15 protein-coding genes are annotated in these 13,093 nt (G+C 71.7%); 7 read left to right on the forward strand and 8 right to left on the reverse strand.

Annotated elements, in window-relative coordinates:
• Nucleotides 1–15: 15 nt before the first annotated feature.
• From NOD94_RS36645 to NOD94_RS36655, 3 genes are all read right to left on the reverse strand, one after another.
• Nucleotides 16–282, reverse strand: coding sequence for a hypothetical protein (locus NOD94_RS36645; protein WP_281210557.1), 267 nt, complete (start codon nt 280–282; stop codon nt 16–18).
• 6 nt (nt 283–288) lie between these two features.
• Complete coding sequence (locus tag NOD94_RS36650; RefSeq protein ID WP_281210558.1) at nt 289–1,320, reverse strand: MoxR family ATPase; 1,032 nt, start codon at nt 1,318–1,320, stop codon at nt 289–291.
• 181 nt (nt 1,321–1,501) lie between these two features.
• Complete coding sequence (locus NOD94_RS36655; protein ID WP_281210559.1) at nt 1,502–3,595, reverse strand: trypsin-like peptidase domain-containing protein; 2,094 nt, start codon at nt 3,593–3,595, stop codon at nt 1,502–1,504.
• Between the two features lie 137 nt (nt 3,596–3,732).
• Between NOD94_RS36655 and NOD94_RS36660 the strand changes: the two genes are divergently transcribed.
• Nucleotides 3,733–3,918: a DUF6104 family protein gene (locus NOD94_RS36660; RefSeq protein WP_281210560.1), complete on the forward strand. Its 186-nt coding sequence runs from the start codon at nt 3,733–3,735 to the stop codon at nt 3,916–3,918.
• 206 nt (nt 3,919–4,124) lie between these two features.
• On the opposite strand, the gene sodN is transcribed toward NOD94_RS36660, so the two are convergent.
• A complete protein-coding gene (sodN, locus tag NOD94_RS36665; protein WP_030709803.1) occupies nt 4,125–4,520 on the reverse strand; it encodes a superoxide dismutase, Ni in 396 nt (131 codons plus the stop codon).
• Nucleotides 4,521–4,693: 173 nt separating this feature from the next.
• Between sodN and sodX the strand changes: the two genes are divergently transcribed.
• Nucleotides 4,694–5,113, forward strand: a complete 420-nt coding sequence (gene sodX / locus NOD94_RS36670; protein ID WP_281210561.1) for a nickel-type superoxide dismutase maturation protease — start codon at nt 4,694–4,696, stop codon at nt 5,111–5,113.
• Here the strand turns inward: sodX and NOD94_RS36675 are convergent.
• The gene (locus tag NOD94_RS36675) at nt 5,017–5,646 is read right to left on the reverse strand and encodes a CGNR zinc finger domain-containing protein (protein WP_281210562.1); all 630 of its coding nucleotides are present in this window, start codon (nt 5,644–5,646) and stop codon (nt 5,017–5,019) included. The two genes, sodX and NOD94_RS36675, sit on opposite strands and share 97 nt — an antisense overlap.
• A 77-nt stretch (nt 5,647–5,723) precedes the next feature.
• Between NOD94_RS36675 and NOD94_RS36680 the strand changes: the two genes are divergently transcribed.
• Nucleotides 5,724–6,509, forward strand: a complete 786-nt coding sequence (locus NOD94_RS36680; protein WP_281210563.1) for a class I SAM-dependent methyltransferase — start codon at nt 5,724–5,726, stop codon at nt 6,507–6,509.
• Nucleotides 6,510–6,610: 101 nt separating this feature from the next.
• On the opposite strand, the gene NOD94_RS36685 is transcribed toward NOD94_RS36680, so the two are convergent.
• The 3 genes from NOD94_RS36685 to NOD94_RS36695 are packed head-to-tail and all read right to left on the reverse strand — an operon-like array spanning nt 6,611 to nt 9,311.
• On the reverse strand, nt 6,611–7,363 hold the full coding sequence (locus tag NOD94_RS36685) for an amino acid ABC transporter ATP-binding protein (RefSeq protein ID WP_281210568.1): 753 nt from the start codon (nt 7,361–7,363) through the stop codon (nt 6,611–6,613).
• Nucleotides 7,364–7,374: 11 nt separating this feature from the next.
• Nucleotides 7,375–8,313 (reverse strand): amino acid ABC transporter permease, encoded by a 939-nt coding sequence (locus NOD94_RS36690; RefSeq protein WP_281210569.1) that lies wholly within the window; start codon nt 8,311–8,313, stop codon nt 7,375–7,377.
• A gap of 47 nt (nt 8,314–8,360) precedes the next feature.
• Nucleotides 8,361–9,311, reverse strand: a complete 951-nt coding sequence (locus NOD94_RS36695; RefSeq protein ID WP_281210564.1) for an ABC transporter substrate-binding protein — start codon at nt 9,309–9,311, stop codon at nt 8,361–8,363.
• Nucleotides 9,312–9,836: 525 nt separating this feature from the next.
• Here NOD94_RS36695 and NOD94_RS36700 point away from each other — a divergent pair.
• The 4 genes from NOD94_RS36700 (at nt 9,837) to NOD94_RS36715 (ending at nt 13,024) form a co-directional block, all read left to right on the forward strand.
• Nucleotides 9,837–11,039, forward strand: a complete 1,203-nt coding sequence (locus NOD94_RS36700) for an NADP-dependent malic enzyme (RefSeq protein ID WP_281210565.1) — start codon at nt 9,837–9,839, stop codon at nt 11,037–11,039.
• 182 nt (nt 11,040–11,221) lie between these two features.
• The gene (locus NOD94_RS36705) at nt 11,222–12,184 is read left to right on the forward strand and encodes a zinc-binding dehydrogenase (RefSeq protein WP_281210566.1); all 963 of its coding nucleotides are present in this window, start codon (nt 11,222–11,224) and stop codon (nt 12,182–12,184) included.
• Between the two features lie 70 nt (nt 12,185–12,254).
• Nucleotides 12,255–12,464 carry a helix-turn-helix domain-containing protein gene (locus NOD94_RS36710; protein ID WP_079429728.1) on the forward strand — a complete coding sequence of 70 codons (210 nt, stop codon included), beginning with the start codon at nt 12,255–12,257 and terminating at the stop codon, nt 12,462–12,464.
• Nucleotides 12,464–13,024, forward strand: a complete 561-nt coding sequence (locus tag NOD94_RS36715; RefSeq protein ID WP_281210567.1) for a Clp protease N-terminal domain-containing protein — start codon at nt 12,464–12,466, stop codon at nt 13,022–13,024. The genes NOD94_RS36710 and NOD94_RS36715 overlap by 1 nt, the downstream gene beginning before the upstream one ends.
• The last annotated feature ends 69 nt before the right edge of the window (nt 13,025–13,093 follow it).

A 13,093-nucleotide genomic window follows, 5' to 3' on the forward strand; every position in this document is an offset into this window, starting at 1 on the left:
GTTGCTGCAACACTGTTACCCTACACGACGCTCTCCGATCTGCTCCGGAGCCGGCGGCGCGGCCCCGTCCGGGGCTCCCGGCCCGGGCGTGGGTCCCGTCGGAGCCGGCGGGGTCGGGGCCTCGGCTTCGGGTCCGGACCGCGCGGGGCGGCGGGTGCGCGCGGCCAGCCACAGGGCGTCGGCGAGCTCCTCGGCGGACGGATCGAGCCCGGCGGCCCGCAGCAGCACGGCGAGGGTGCGGACCTCGGGGTCGAAGGGCGGTGGCGGTACGGCTGCGGGCACGGGCGCTCACCTCGGGCGGTCGAGGCGCTGGATGAGCAGGTCGGCGAGGTCCTCCCTGGTGGGCGGGGCCGCGTAGTGGGTGAGGTAGATGGCGTTGAGGAGCTGGTCGGCGGCGACGAGTTCGGTGCGGGAGCGGCTGAGGAACTCGCGGATCAGTTCGGCGCCCAGTTGCGCGGCCTCCTCCCCGAGGTGCGCCCTGACCATGGTGGCGAGGCGTTTCTCACCGGGCTGGCCGAGCTTGAGCTGGATGCAGCGGCGCAGCAGCGCGGCGGGGAAGTCCCGTTCGCCGTTGCTGGTGAGGATGATGAACGGAAAGGCCCGGCAGCGCACGCGCCCGTCGCGTACGGTCACCCGTGCCCCGTCGTCGGTGAGGACCCGCACCTCGGGTTCGGTGTCGGCGACGCGTTCCAGTTCGGGGAGGGTGAACTCCCCTTCCTCCAGCACGTTCAGCAGGTCGTTCGGCAGGTCTATGTCGCTCTTGTCCAGCTCGTCGATGAGCAGCACGCGGGGTTTCTCCGTGGGCAGCAGGGCCGTTCCGAGCGGGCCGAGCCGAATGTACTTCCCGATCCCGTCGGCCGGTCCGGTCCCGCTCGCGGGGCCCCCGGCGTGTCCGGCGCCCGCGGCGATCTGGACGTCCTGGAGCCGGGCGAGGGCGTCGTAGCGGTAGAGCCCCTCCTGGAGCACGGTCCGCGACACCACCGGCCAGCGCAGCACGCGGCCCAGTTTCAGCTCGTGCGCGACGGCGTGCGCGAGGGTGGACTTCCCGGTTCCGGGGTGGCCTGTGACGAGCAGCGGCCTGCGGAGGTAGAGGGCCGCGTTGACGGCCTCCAGTTCCTCCGGTTCCGGCCGGTGCAGTTCGGCGGCCTGTCGGTGGGCGCCGAGCCTGCGGGCCACGTTCCCGTCCGGGGCGGCCGCCGCGCCGCGGGGTTCCGCGACGGGGCCGCCGTCGAAGTCCCGCCAGGGCGGCGGGTCGGGCAACGCGTCGATGCCGTCGTGGGGTTCGCCCACGCCCCGGTAGATGAGCCATTCGTCGTTCACGGCCGTCCCCTCCCTCGATGCCCCACCGACGCCGGACCGCCCGCGCACCCGCGCCGGCCGCGGGGTTCCGGCTCCCGCCGGGTTCCGTGCGCCCCGGGGCCCGGGTGTCCCGACCCCCACGAATTCCCGCCCCACGAGTTCCCGCCCCGCGCACTCCCGCCCGCCCGGCGGCGCGCCCGGCTCACAGGTCGCCCTGCAAGGGCTCGTCCTCGGGCAGGGCCCGGGCCGGGTCCTGCCAGACGAGTGCCGTGCCGGCGGTCCAGTACGCATCCGGGTCCGCCCCGTGGGCCCGGGCCCGCAGCGTCCGGAGTCGTAGCGGGAGCACCGCGCCCCGGCCCGCGTCGGCCAGTTCCTCGCGCAGTCCGCGGTGGAAGGGCGCGCAGGAGGCCCCCGGGTCGCCGGGGGGCCGCCGGCACACCGTCACGCCGTAGCCCGCGTCCCGTACGAGGTGCAGCGCGCCCAGGGTCGGTTCGGTGCCGGGTTCCCGGCAGAGCACCGGAACGGTGTTGTCCGCCAACCCCCGCAGCCACTCCGGGGACGGGCTGCGGGGCCGCCCCCGCGCGCAGTCCGCCCGCTGGTCCAGTAGGGGGCCGGCCTGGACCCGTGTCCAGCGCCGGTCGGGCGCGGCGGCCGCGGCGTCTTCGTCCCACCCGGCCGGGTGGCGGAGCACCACCGGCCGTTGGACGCCCACCGGGACCCCGCCCGACAGCGTCCACTCGTCGACGGGCAGTCCGAACAGTTCGGGCTCGACCGCCACTTCCAGCAGGGCGGGGGCCTCGTGGGTGTCGCAGCGCCGGAACCCTTCGGCGAGCGGGGCCCGCAGGGCCTCGGGGAGTCCGGCCGGGGTCGCCCGTACGCCGGCGGCCACCGGGGTGACGCGGCCGGGCCGCGCCGGGCCCGCGAGCACCGAGACCCGCCAGTCGTAGACGGCCTCCCAGCCGTGGGCCCACACCTCCAGCAGCACCGAGGGTCCCTCGGGCAGCCCGCCGCGCCTGCGGGCGGGGCCGTGGACGGCCTGGCCGGCGCGGGCCCTGCGGCGTCGTTCGCGGGCGGCCAGGCCCCGCTCGTGGCGTTCGCCCAGCTCGCGGCGCAGCGGGCGCCAGAGCCGCTCGGCGGTGATCCGTACCCAGTCCCAGAGTTCCTCGTCGGCGCCCGGGGAGGGCGGCTCGCGGTGGTCGGCGACGCTCACGTCCGTCGCGTAGCGGAGCATCGCCGCGGCCTCACCGCCCGCGCCGGGCGGGTCGTGCAGCAGGCCGAGTCCGTCGCGCCAGCTGAGCGGGGCGGGCAGTCCCGTGTCGGGTTCCTCGCCGCGGGCCTGTTCGGCGAGTTCCCGGACGGCCTCCGAGGAGCCGGGGGGCGGCAGTTCGGCGAGGAGCCCGCACAGGGTGGTGCGTTCGCCCGGGGTCAGCCGGCCGCGCCCGCCGTGGCGGTCCGCCTCGCCGTCGGGGAGTTCGTCGTGGACGTCGGTCCAGGTGCGGCGGCTGTCGAGGTCGCTGAGGTGGCGGTCGTAGTGGTACAGGTCGTGGGCCTGCATGACGCGCCGGTACAGGCCGGTCCGACCGTCCGCCGGCATCGGCAGGGTCCGTAACCGGTCGACGGATACGGCCAGTCCGCCTCCGCCGGCGGACCGCCGGGCCTTGACGACGCCGACGACCTCGCCGCGGGTGAGGTCGACGACGGGGCCGCCGGACATGCCGGCCTCGATCTCGTCGTCGTCGCCGAGGCGGATCGCGGCGCCGTTCCCGGCGGTGCCGCGCAGGCGGGTGGTGCGGCCGGTGATCTCGCGGATGCCGAGTTCCTCGGTGCAGCCGAAGTAGGCGGCCTCGTCGAGTCGGGGCCCGGCCCGGTCGGTCAGCCACACGCAGGCGTGCGAGACGGGTGAGAGGACCCGGACGAGGGCCAGGTCGGGCAGGTCCCACAGGGCCCGCCGTCCGGGCCGGTGTTCCTCCAGCCGCTCCGGCAGTACGCATTCCACCCGGCCGGTGACCGTCCCCGTGGTCCCGGCGGCTCCGGCGGCCGTCCCGGAGAAGAAGGTGATGCCGACCTCACGCCCGGCCAGACGCACCGCAGCACCCCCTTCGCCGACCACGTGCGCGCACGTCAGGACCCAGCCGGGGGCGATGAAGAAGCCGCTGCCCCAGGTGGGTCCGGTCCCGTCGTTGCCCGGGTTCTCATACCCTCCCGGGGGCGCGTGGACGCGTACCGTGGCCGCCCGGACGAGGGGCTCCAGGAGCTCGAAGGCGCGCGCGGACCCCGCCGTGCGCCCATCCGGCATCCCCAGACCCCCGCCCCCCGCTCACCCCACCGAGAACGTCCAGGCTAGCCCCGGTGCGCGGGACGGCGGGAGGTCTCGCCGTAAGGCGGATTATCCTGGCGGGAAACACCCCATCCCGACACGGCACGGAGCCCGACTTGTACTTCACCGATCGCGGCATCGAGGAGCTGGAGAAGCGGCGCGGCGAGGAGGAGGTCACCTTCGAGTGGCTCGCCGAGCAGCTCCGCACGTTCGTCGACCTCAACCCGGACTTCGAAGTTCCGGTGGAGCGCCTGGCCACGTGGCTGGCCCGTCTCGACGATGACGACGAGGACGACGAGTAGGCACCCGGCGACACCGCGCGCGGCGGCGGCATCCCGCGCACACGGGCGCGCACCTCGTGCGCGACCCTTCGCACCTCGTGCGCTCCCGCGTGCGGCTCGCGCGCGGGCCGTTCGGGGAACGCGACGACGGCCCGACCGCGCGGTGCGGTCGGGCCGTCGTCGTTCGCGCTACCGGTGGCAGCGCGGGGGTACCGGGGCGCCCGGGATCAGGCGGCCTTGGTCTCCCAGAAGATGCGGTCGATCTCGGCGATGAGCTCCAGCGCCTTGGCGCCGGTCGCCGGGTCGTTGGACGCCTTGGCGGCCGAGAGGGCCTTCAGGGTGTCGTTGACCAGGGTGTGGAGCTGCGGGTACTTCTCGAAGTGCGGGGGCTTGAAGTAGTCGCTCCACAGCACCGAGACGTGGTGCTTCGCGAGCTCGGCGCGCTGCTCCTTGATGGTGATGGCGCGCGCACGGAAGTCCGCGTCGTCGTTGGCCTGGTACTTCTCCTGGACGGCCTTGACGGACTCGGCCTCGATACGGGCCTGGGCCGGGTCGTACACGCCGCAGGGCAGGTCACAGTGGGCGGAGACCTTCGCCTTGGGGGCGAAGAGGCGGGAAAGCATGGAGTTTGTCCTCCTCGTGATCGTCTTCTCAAGAGGGGAGATTACTCGCTGAGAAAGAGGAATTCGCCGTCGCCCCCATGGGCTTAGGACAAAAGTCCAGGGTCGTACGAGGAGTGGTGAGCGAACGTACGGGGCCGTGCGGCACCATGCGGGCAGGGAAGAGGAGGGCTCGGATGGTGGAGAACAGGCGCTCGCGGGCGCGTTTCGAGGTGGTGGAGGTGACGGGCCCGTCGATGGTGCCGACCCTCGTGCACGGGGACCTGCTCGTGGTCCGCAACGGGGCGCTGGTCCGGCCGGGTGACGTGGTCGTGTTCCGGCATCCGCTGCAGCAGGACCTGTTGGTGGTCAAGCGTGCGGCCGAGCGCCGCCCCGGCGGCTGGTGGATGCTCGGCGACAACCCGTTCAACGAGTCCGGGGACAGCACCGACTACGGGGCCGTGCCCGAGGACCTGGTGGTGGCGACGGCCGTGCTGCGGTTGCGGCCCCGCCCGGCGGGTCAGCGTTCGCTGAGGGCCCGGCTGTCCTGGGCGGCGTCGGCGCTGCGGGTGTTGCGGGCGGATTCCTCGGCCTCCAGCCGCTTGCGGGCGCGGTAGGCGGCGACGTTGGCGCGGGTGGCGCAGCGGTCGGAGCAGTAGCGCCGGGAGCGGTTGGTGGAGGTGTCGAGGTAGGCGTTGCGGCAGGGCGGGGCCTGGCACAGGCCGAGGCGGTCGGGTCCGTGCTCGGTGAGGTGGAAGGCCAGGCCCATGGAGGCGATGGCGGCGTAGCCGGCCGAGGCGTTGGACGGGTGGTCGGCGAGGTGGATGTGCCAGTCGGGGCGGCCGTCGGGGCCGACGAGTTCATGGCCGGAGACCTGCGGGCTGACGGGGAACTCCATGAGCAGGGAGTTGAGGAGGTCCACGGCGAGGACGTGGTCCCCGCCGTCGGCGGCCTCGAAGACGGAGCGCAGTCGGCCGCGGACGTTGCGGAACCGGGTGACGTCGGTGTCGGTGACCCGGCGCGCCATCTGCACGCTGGCCCCGAAGAGGGCGCGGACGTCGTCCACCGAGGTGAGCGAGTCCTTGTTGCGGGCCGGCTCCTCGGTGTTGACCAGGCGCACGGCATAGTCCGAGTAATGGGCCAGTTCCACTTGTAGTCCTTACGGCTGCGGTTTAGGGTGAGCGTGAGCCGACGGTAACGGCTGATATGTCTTCGAGGGTATTACGTATGGAGGGCTTCAGGGTGACGGACGCGGTGACCGGCGCGGTCGGTACGGACTGGCAGGCCTGGCAGGACAGCTGGGACCGGCAGCAGGAGTGGTACCTGCCCGACCGCGAGGAGCGGTTCCGGGTGATGCTGGACATGGTCGAGGCACTGGTGGGCCCCTCCCCCCGGGTGCTGGATCTGGCGTGCGGTACGGGAAGTATCACGGACCGGCTGCTCAAGCGGTTCCCGTCGGCGACGAGTACGGGGCTGGATCTCGACCCCGCGCTGCTGACGATCGCCCGGGGCCACTTCGAGGGCGACGACCGGGTCACCTTCGTGACCGCCGACCTCAAGGACCCCGACTGGCGCGCGGCCCTCCCGTACGACTCCTACGACGCGGTCCTGACCGCGACCGCGCTGCACTGGCTGCACGGTCCCGACCTGGCGGTGCTGTACGGGCAGCTCGCGCCCCTGGTCCGGCCGGGCGGGGTGTTCATGAACGCCGACCGCATGCCCGACCCCTCGGCCCCGCGGATCGGCGCCGCCGAACGCGCCCACCGGCACGCCGGCATGGACCGGGAGAAGGCGGACGGGGTCCTCGACTGGCGCCAGTGGTGGGACCTGGCGGCGGCCGACCCCGTACTGGCCGCGCCGACGGCGGCCCGGTTCGCGATCTACGGGGAACACGCCGACGGCGACACCCCCGACGAGGCCTGGCACGCCCGCACGCTGCGCGCGGCGGGCTTCGACGAGGCCCGTACCGTCTGGCGCTCCCCCTCGGACGCGCTGGTCCTAGGACTGAAGTAGGAAATCGGCGCCGGGGCGGGAAATCGGCGCGGAAACGCCGCAGGGGCGGTACGGGATCCCGTACCGCCCCTGCGGCGTCGTGCGCGTACCGCTCGTACCCCTTACAGCACCTTGGACAGGAACGCCTTCGTCCGGTCGTGCTGCGGGTTGCCCAGGACGTCGCGCGGGTTGCCGGACTCGACCACCACACCGCCGTCCATGAACACGAGGTTGTCGCCGACCTCGCGGGCGAAGCCCATCTCGTGGGTCACCACGATCATGGTCATGCCCGATTCGGCCAGGTCCCGCATGACGTCGAGGACGTCACCGACCAGCTCCGGGTCGAGCGCCGAGGTGGGCTCGTCGAAGAGCATCAGCTTCGGCTCCATGGCCAGCGCGCGGGCGATCGCCACGCGCTGCTGCTGGCCGCCGGACAGCTGGGTCGGGTAGTTCCCGCCCTTGTCGCCGAGGCCGACGCGGTCCAGGAGCTTGACCGCGCGCGCACGGGCCACCGCCTTGGACTCGCCCTTGACCATGACCGGGGCTTCCATGACGTTCTCGATGGCCGTCATGTGCGGGAAGAGGTTGAAGCGCTGGAAGACCATGCCGATGTCCCGGCGCTGGGCCGCGACCTCGCTGTCCTTCAGCTCGTAGAGCTTGTCGCCCTTCTGCTTGTACCCCACCAGCTGCCCGTCGACCGAGAGCCGGCCGGCGTTGACGCGCTCCAGGTGGTTGATGCACCGCAGGAACGTCGACTTGCCGGAGCCGGACGGACCGACCAGGCAGAAGACCTCCCGGGGCGCGACCTCCAGGTCGATGCCGCGGAGGATGTGGGCGGCGCCGTACGACTTGTGGACGCCTTCTGCCTTGACCATCGGCTGGGCGGTCACTTCGCCACCTCCGTACGGCGGAACATGTTCAGGTTGGCCTTCAGCCGCTCGAACGGCGTGGGCGGCAGGCTGCGCAGCGAACCGCGGGCGTAGCGCCGCTCCAGGTAGTACTGCCCGACGCTGAAGACGCTGGTGAGGGCGAGGTACCAGATGGAGGCGACGAAGTACATCTCGATGACCGCGCCGGCCGTGCTGCCGATGTTGGAGCTGGCCCGCAGGAGTTCGGTGTACTGCACCGCCGAGACCAGGGACGAGGTCTTCAACATGTTGATGAACTCGTTGCCGGTCGGCGGGATGATCACGCGCATCGCCTGGGGCAGGACGACTCGGCGCATGGTCTGCGTCCGGGTCATGCCGAGTGCGTGCGAGGCCTCGCTCTGGCCCTCGTCGACGGACTGGATGCCCGCACGGACGATCTCCGCCATGTAGGCGCCCTCGTTCAGGCCGAGGCCCAGCAGGGCGACCATGAACGGCGTCATGACGTCGACGGTCTCGTTCTTGTAGATCGGACCGAGGTTGATGTACTGGAAGATCAGCGGGAGGCTGAACCACACGAGGAGCTGTACGTAGACCGGGGTGCCGCGGAAGAACCAGATGTAGAGCCAGGACACGAAGCTCGTGACCGGGTTGTTCGAGAGCCGCATCACCGCGAACAGGATGCCGAGCACGAGGCCCAGCGCCATGGCGGAGATGCTGATGATGATGGTGTTGCCGAGGCCTGCGAGGACCGCCGGGTCGAACAGCTTGTCGCCGACCGTCGCCCAGATGATCTTGCCCTGGGAGAAGGCGTAGACGAGCCAGGCGAGCAGGACCGCCACGACCACGGCGCTGATCCAGCGACCGTAGTGGCGGACGGGGATGGCCTTGATGGCCTCGTAGGTGGTGCCCGAGGCGCCGGGCCCGGCCGGCGGGTTCGCTGCCGGACCCTTGTCGATCTTGTCAGTCACAATGACTGCCCTTCAGTGGTGCGCTCGCTCGGGGGTCACTTGCCTGCGTTGATCGTGGCGGACGGCACGGCGCTGTCCTTCACGTTCCACTTCTCCAGGACCTTGGCGTAGGAGCCGTCCTTGATGATGGCGTCGAGCGCTTCCTTGATGGCGTCGCGGAGCTGCGTGTTCTCCTTGGAGACCGCGATGCCGAAGAGGCCGACGTCGGCCTGCTGGCCGGCGACCTCGAAGTCGTTGCCACCGCCCGAGGTCTTCGCGGTGTACGCGGTGACCGGGAAGTCGTTCAGGTCGGCCACGGCGCCGCCGGCCTTGACGCGGGTCTGCGCCTCGGCGTCGGTGTCGAAGGCCTCGATGGTGAGCTTCTTGTCGCCGCACTTCTCGGCCTGCGCCTTGAAGGTGTCCTCGTACGTGGTGCCGCGCTGGACGGCGACCGTCTTGCCGCAGAGGTCGTCGAGCGACTTGATGTTGTCCGGGTTGCCCTTCTTGACCAGGAGCGAGACGCCGGAGGAGAAGTAGTCGACGAAGTCGACGCCCTTGCCGATCTTGGCGCCCTTGTCGTCCAGGCCCTCCTGGCGCTTCTTGTTGTCGGTGATCGACGACATGGCGACGTCCTGGCGGCCCGTCTCCAGCGAGGTGATCAGGCCGTCGAAGGTGCCGGAGGTGAACTGGAACTTCACACCGAGCTGCTTGCCGAGCGCCTCGGCGATGTCGGGGTCGACACCGACGATCTTGCCGCCGTCGACGAACTCCATCGGGGCGTAGGCGGTGTCGGAACCGACCTTGACGACACCGGCGTCCTGGATCTTCTTCGGCAGCTTCGAGAACAGCGGGGCGCTGTTCTCGGTCTTGCCCGAGGGGGTCGAGGAGCCAGAGTCGGTCTGGTCGCCACAGCCCGTGAGGATCAGGGCACCGGTGACCGCGATCGCGCCGACCGCGGCGATCCGGGACCGGGCGGCGGTCGTACGACGGGTGGTGCTTGCGGTCATGAGCTGGTTCCTCCGGCAGGTGGAAAAGCATCCGAGAACGGTCGGGGCACGCACCATCGAGTGTCGCGACCTTGTGTGATTACGGCATCTTGCCATTCGGACTGACGCATTCAGGCTGCCCATAAGGTCAAAATCAGATAACGGGCGCACCCGATCACCCAACAGGACTGCGGGGAACGGCCGTCAGCGCCGCACAAAAGCCTGTGACCAGCCGCTTTCGCCTCAGTTTTTGCGGCGCGTCTCGCTTGCTGGACATCGAGGTTTGGACTTTTAGCCAAAACCCGGACAAGGAGCCTACGATCGTGCGGGAATCGACTCGTCCGGCCGAGCGTTCTTCGGGTAGAACAGATCCTTACACCCCTCATCCGGGGCTCAGGGCGCGCGTGCGGCGCGCCCGCGCGTACGAACCTCCCCTCCGCGCGGACGGTCCAACCGTCGACGTGGAGTACGGACGCGGTGCCCGCCCACCCCTTAACCAGGAGTGGCCACCCTCAACGATTCAAAGGACTTAAGGGGTCACACAAAGTGGCAGCGGAGATCGTCAACCCTCGCAGTGACAGCGCGACGGACAACAACCCCGACGCGGTGTTCGCACTGCACCGGGGCGGCAAGATGGCCATCCAGGCCACGGTGCCCGTCCTCAACAAGGACGACCTGTCCCTCGCGTACACCCCCGGCGTGGCGAAGGTGTGCAGCGCCATCGCCGAGCAGCCGGACCTGGTCAACGAGTACACCTGGAAGTCCAACGTGGTCGCCGTCGTCACCGACGGCACGGCGGTGCTCGGACTCGGTGACATCGGCCCGGAAGCCTCCCTCCCCGTGATGGAGGGCAAGGCCATTCTCTTCAAGCAGTTCGGCGGCGTGGACGCGGTTCCGATCGCACTCGCCACCAAGGACACGGACGAGATCATCGAGACGGTCATCCGTCTCGCCCCGTCCTTCGGCGGGGTCAACCTGGAGGACATCTCCGCCCCCCGCTGCTTCGAGATCGAGCGGCGCCTCCAGGAGGCGCTGGACATCCCGATCTTCCACGACGACCAGCACGGCACGGCCATCGTGACGCTGGCCGCCATGCGCAACGCCGCCAAGCTCACCGGGCGCACCCTCGGCGACCTGCGGGCCGTCATCTCGGGCGCCGGCGCGGCGGGCATCGCCATCGCCAAGATCCTGGTGGACGCGGGCATCGGCGACGTCTGCGTCACCGACCGCAAGGGCGTCGTCTCGGCGGACCGTTCTGACCTGACGGACGTCAAGGCCGAGATCGCGGGCCTGACGAACAAGACGGGGCAGACCGGGACGCTGGAGCAGGCGCTGGCCGGCGCGGACGTCTTCATCGGCGTCTCCGGCGGCACGGTGCCCGAGGAGGCGGTGGCCTCGATGGCGAAGGACGCGTTCGTCTTCGCCATGGCCAACCCGAACCCGGAGGTCCACCCGGACGTCGCGCACAAGTACGCGGCGGTCGTGGCGACGGGCCGTTCGGACTTCCCGAACCAGATCAACAACGTGCTGGCCTTCCCGGGCATCTTCGCCGGGGCCCTCAAGGTCCGCGCCACCCGGATCACCGAAGGCATGAAGATCGCCGCCGCCGACGCCATCGCCGGCGTCGTGGGTGACGAGCTCGCCGCCGACTACGTGATCCCCTCGCCGTTCGACGCGCGCGTCGCCGAGGCCGTCTCGGCCGCGGTCGCCGCCGCGGCGAAGGCCGACGGAGTGGCCCGCCTGGTCTGATCCACGCGGAACGCAGCTCTACGGGTGAGGCCCGGCCGGAACGTTCCGGCCGGGCCTCACCCCTTTTGCCGCCCGGCCGCGCCCGACTCCGCGCGCCGGTGCCGGGGCGGTGCGACGAAGGCCTCACGACCCGGCCGCGGTAACTCTGGAATCCCGACCCTACCGAGCGGTAGCGTCGCGGCATGTTCGCTGCCTACGCCGCCCGAATCGACCGTGACCAGCCGCTGAGCGGCCTCGTACTGGGCGAACGCCCGGCGCCGGAGGCCCGTCCGGGCTGGGTCACCGTCGACGTCCGCGCCGCCTCCCTCAACCACCACGACCTGTGGTCGCTGCGCGGGGTCGGCCTCTCCGGGGACAAACTCCCGATGATCCTCGGCTGCGACGCCGCCGGGACCGACCAGGACGGCAACGAGGTCGTCCTGCACTCCGTGATCGGCCAGAGCGGCCACGGCGTCGGCCCGGACGAGCCGCGGTCGATCCTGACCGAGCGCTACCAGGGCACCTTCGCCGAGCAGGTGACCGTCCCCGCCTGGAACGTCCTGCGCAAGCCCGCCGAGCTGTCCTTCGCGGAGGCCGCCTGCCTGCCCACGGCCTGGCTGACGGCCTACCGGATGCTCTTCACCAACGCCGGGGTGCGCCCCGGCGACTCCGTCCTCGTGCAGGGCGCCGGCGGCGGGGTCGCCACCGCCGCGATCGTCCTGGGCCGCGCGGCGGGGCTGCGGGTCTTCGCGACCAGCCGGGACGCCGCCAAGCGCGAGCGGGCCGTGGAACTGGGCGCCGCGGAGGCGTTCGAGCCCGGCGCGCGGCTCCCGCACCGGGTGGACGCCGTCATCGAGACCGTGGGCGCCGCCACCTGGTCCCATTCGATCAAGTCGCTGCGGCCGGGCGGAACCCTGGTGATCTCCGGCGCCACCAGCGGCGACCGGCCGGCGCACGCCGAGCTGACGCGCATCTTCTTCCTGGAGCTGAAGGTCGTCGGCTCGACCATGGGCACCAAGGACGAGTTGGAGGACCTGCTGTCCTTCTGCGCCGCCACCGGCGTGCGGCCCGTCATCGACGAGGTGCTGCCCCTGGACCGGGCGCGCGAGGGCTTCGAGAAGCTGGAGTCGGGCGACCTGTTCGGCAAGGTCGTGCTCACGGTCTGACGCCCCGCGCCGCCCAGCCGTCCGTCAATGAAGGTTGACACCCCTCCCTTGTCAACCTACATTGACATGCATGACGGAAGCCACCGATCTCGCCGAACGAGCAGGAGACCGGGACCCCCGCGTGGGCCTGCGTGCCGTGGCCGCGCTCCGGCGGCTGCTGGAGCAGCTGGAGACCGTACAGGTACGCAGCGCCCGCGCGCAGGGCTGGTCCTGGCAGGAGATCGCGGCCGAGCTGGGCGTCAGCCGGCAGGCCGTGCACAAGAAACACGGGAGGCTCTGATGTTCGAACGCTTCACCCGGGACGCCCGCGACGCCGTGTCGGGGGCGGTGACCGAGGCCCGGCAGGCCGGCGCCGCCACCGTGACGGAGGAGCACCTGCTGCTCTCCCTCTTGACCCTGGGCGCCCTGGACCCGCTGGGCGTGGACCGGGAGTCGGTGACGGCCGCCCTCGCCGCGGTCCGGCGACGCGGGGGGATGTCCCGGGCCGACGAGGAGGCACTGGCCGGGCTCGGCATCGACCTCGGCGCGATCGTGTCCCGGTTCGAGGAGACCCACGGCCCGGGCGTCCTGTCGACCCCTGCCCCGCGCCGCAGGACCCTCGCGGGCTCCCTCCGGACGGCCCTCGGGCGCCCCGCGCCCGAACAGCGCCACGTCCCCTTCGCCGAGGGCGCGAAGAAGGTGCTGGAGCAGTCCCTGCGGATCTCCCTGGGTCGCAAGGACCGTCACATCGGCACCCTGCACCTGCTGCTGGCCCTGCTCTCGCGGCCCGGCACGGTCGCCGAGGTCCTCGCGGACCACGGCGTCACGTACGCGACGGCGGAGCGCGGCCTGGCCGCCTGAACGGCGCCCGCCCGCGGGGCCTACGCCCCCGGGCGCAGCCCCGCCGCGATGAGATCGGAAGAGCGTCGT

The organism is Streptomyces sp. Isolate_45 (genome assembly GCF_024721315.2).
Taxonomy (GTDB): Bacteria; Actinomycetota; Actinomycetes; order Streptomycetales; family Streptomycetaceae; genus Streptomyces.

Bases quoted from the DNA above. Each gene is read 5' to 3' on its own strand.
- NOD94_RS36655 (WP_281210559.1), bottom strand. From the start codon at position 3,595: ATGCCGGATGGGCGCACGGCGGGGTCCGCGCGCGCCTTCGAGCTCCTG.
- sodN (WP_030709803.1), bottom strand. From the start codon at position 4,520: ATGCTTTCCCGCCTCTTCGCCCCCAAGGCGAAGGTCTCCGCCCACTGT.
- sodX (WP_281210561.1), top strand. From the start codon at position 4,694: ATGGTGGAGAACAGGCGCTCGCGGGCGCGTTTCGAGGTGGTGGAGGTG.
- NOD94_RS36680 (WP_281210563.1), top strand. From the start codon at position 5,724: ATGGAGGGCTTCAGGGTGACGGACGCGGTGACCGGCGCGGTCGGTACG.
- NOD94_RS36685 (WP_281210568.1), bottom strand. From the start codon at position 7,363: ATGGTCAAGGCAGAAGGCGTCCACAAGTCGTACGGCGCCGCCCACATC.
- NOD94_RS36695 (WP_281210564.1), bottom strand. From the start codon at position 9,311: ATGACCGCAAGCACCACCCGTCGTACGACCGCCGCCCGGTCCCGGATC.
- NOD94_RS36705 (WP_281210566.1), top strand. From the start codon at position 11,222: ATGTTCGCTGCCTACGCCGCCCGAATCGACCGTGACCAGCCGCTGAGC.
- NOD94_RS36710 (WP_079429728.1), top strand. From the start codon at position 12,255: ATGACGGAAGCCACCGATCTCGCCGAACGAGCAGGAGACCGGGACCCC.
- NOD94_RS36715 (WP_281210567.1), top strand. From the start codon at position 12,464: ATGTTCGAACGCTTCACCCGGGACGCCCGCGACGCCGTGTCGGGGGCG.